Source organism: Sphingomonas sp. FUKUSWIS1 (assembly GCF_000733135.1).
GTDB classification, from domain to species: domain Bacteria; phylum Pseudomonadota; class Alphaproteobacteria; order Sphingomonadales; family Sphingomonadaceae; genus Sphingomonas; species Sphingomonas aerolata.
On record NZ_JPJC01000256.1, the window covers coordinates 1 to 1827 of the forward strand.

General features: G+C 69.2%; 1 protein-coding gene. It reads left to right on the forward strand.

Going from position 1 to position 1827, the window contains the following annotated elements; all coding sequences use genetic code 11:
* Positions 1–150 precede the first annotated feature (150 nt).
* Positions 151–1827: glucans biosynthesis glucosyltransferase MdoH (gene mdoH / locus sphsw_RS16210; protein WP_042467566.1), on the forward strand; the 1677-nt coding region annotated here is incomplete at its 3' end.

Consider the following 1827-nt stretch of genomic DNA (forward strand, 5'->3'; position numbering starts at 1 on the left):
GCCGCCTATCCGGTCGTCGGCCAGCCGAACCGCTGGCGCGTCACGCTCGATGTCGCCCCCGAACGCGGCGTCCTGGCCGATGTCCGGCTGTTCCTGAAGCGCGGCGGGCAGTCGCTCAGCGAAACCGTGCTGACGCAGGTGGGTTGAGCCATGACCGTGGACAGCCCGGGCCGCCCCGGTCATCCCGCACTTCCGGCACGATTGCCCGCCGACGTCCCGATCGACATGCCGCTGCAGAATTTCCGGGCGCGCGGCACCGGCGGCGGGCCGACGCCCGACCCGCTGGCCGGACCGTCGAACGGCTCGGACACGCTGACCTCGCCCGAGGGCATGTCGTCGCGGCGACTGCTCCTGTTCCTGCTGACGATGCTGCTCGCCACCACCGCCTCCGCGGCGGTCCAGGATTCGCTGCTCGGCGACGGCATCGATCTGTGGGACGTCGCGCTGCTCGTGCTGTTCTTCCCGCTCTTCGCGTGGATCGCGTTCGGGTTTCTCAACGCGCTGATCGGGTTCGTCCTGCTGATGACGCGGATGCATCCCGGCTTCGTGCCGGTGCCGCAGAACCGCCAGCCGCTGACCGGGCAGACCGCGGTGCTGATCCCGGTCCATAACGAGGATGTCGACGCGGTATTTGGCCGGATCGCGCGGATGATACACGCGATCGAGGCTGCGGGCGAGGCGGGGAGCTTCGCCTTCTTCGTGCTGAGCGATTCGGGCGAAGAGTCGGGCGCACAGGAGGTCGCGGCCTGGGAGGTGCTCGCACCTGGATCGCGCGTCCCGCTCTATTATCGCCGCCGGACCGACAATGTCGCGCGCAAGCCGGGCAATGTCGCCGACTGGGTCCGGCGCTTCGGCGGCGGCTATGATCACATGCTGGTGCTCGACGCGGACAGCCTGATGAGCGGCGACGCGATGATCGGCATGGCGCAGGTGATGGAGCGCCGCCCCTCGGTCGGCCTGTTGCAGACGGTGCCGACGATCCGCGGCGCGACCACGCTGTTCCAGCGCTGGATGCAGTTCAACAGCCGGCTCTACGGCCCGATCTCGACCGCCGGTCTGGTCTGGTGGTCGGGGTCGGAGGCGAGCTTCTGGGGGCATAATGCGATCATCCGCACCCGGGCCTTTGCCGAAAGCTGCGGCCTGCCCGTGCTGCCTGGCGGCCCGCCGTTCGGCGGCGCGATCATGAGCCACGACATGGTCGAGGCCGCCTTGCTGCGGCGGCGCGGCTGGGCGGTCCACCTGATCATGATCGACGACAGCTATGAGGAGTTTCCCCCGACGCTGATCGACATGGCGGTGCGCGACCGGCGCTGGGCGCAGGGCAATATCCAGCATCTGAAGCTGCTCGGGTCGGACGGGTTCCATCCGGTCAACCGGCTGCAGCTCGCGATCGGGGCGTCGGCGTACATGACGTCGCCCGCCTGGCTGGTCCTGATCCTGACGACCATCGCGCAGGCCTTTGCCGGCGAAAGCAAGCTGGTCGAGGCGACGACCTCGGCGCGCGTGCTGGCGCTGACGGTCATCCTGCTGTTCGGCCCCAAATTGCTCGGGATCATCTGGGCGGTGTCCGACCGGAGCCGGCGCGCGGCGTTCGGGGGGGCGCGGGCGATCATCGCGTCAGCCATTGCCGAGATCCCGCTGTCGATGCTGTCCGCGCCGGTCATCATGCTGACGCAGACGATGGACCTGATCAGCATCTTCCGCGGCCAGCCCTCGGGCTGGAGCCCGCAGAACAGGGATCGCGACGGGCTGTCGATCGCGGATGTCGTGCCGCGCTATCGCTGGCATCTGGCGGCGGGGGTCGCCCTGCTCCTGATCTCGCCCGCC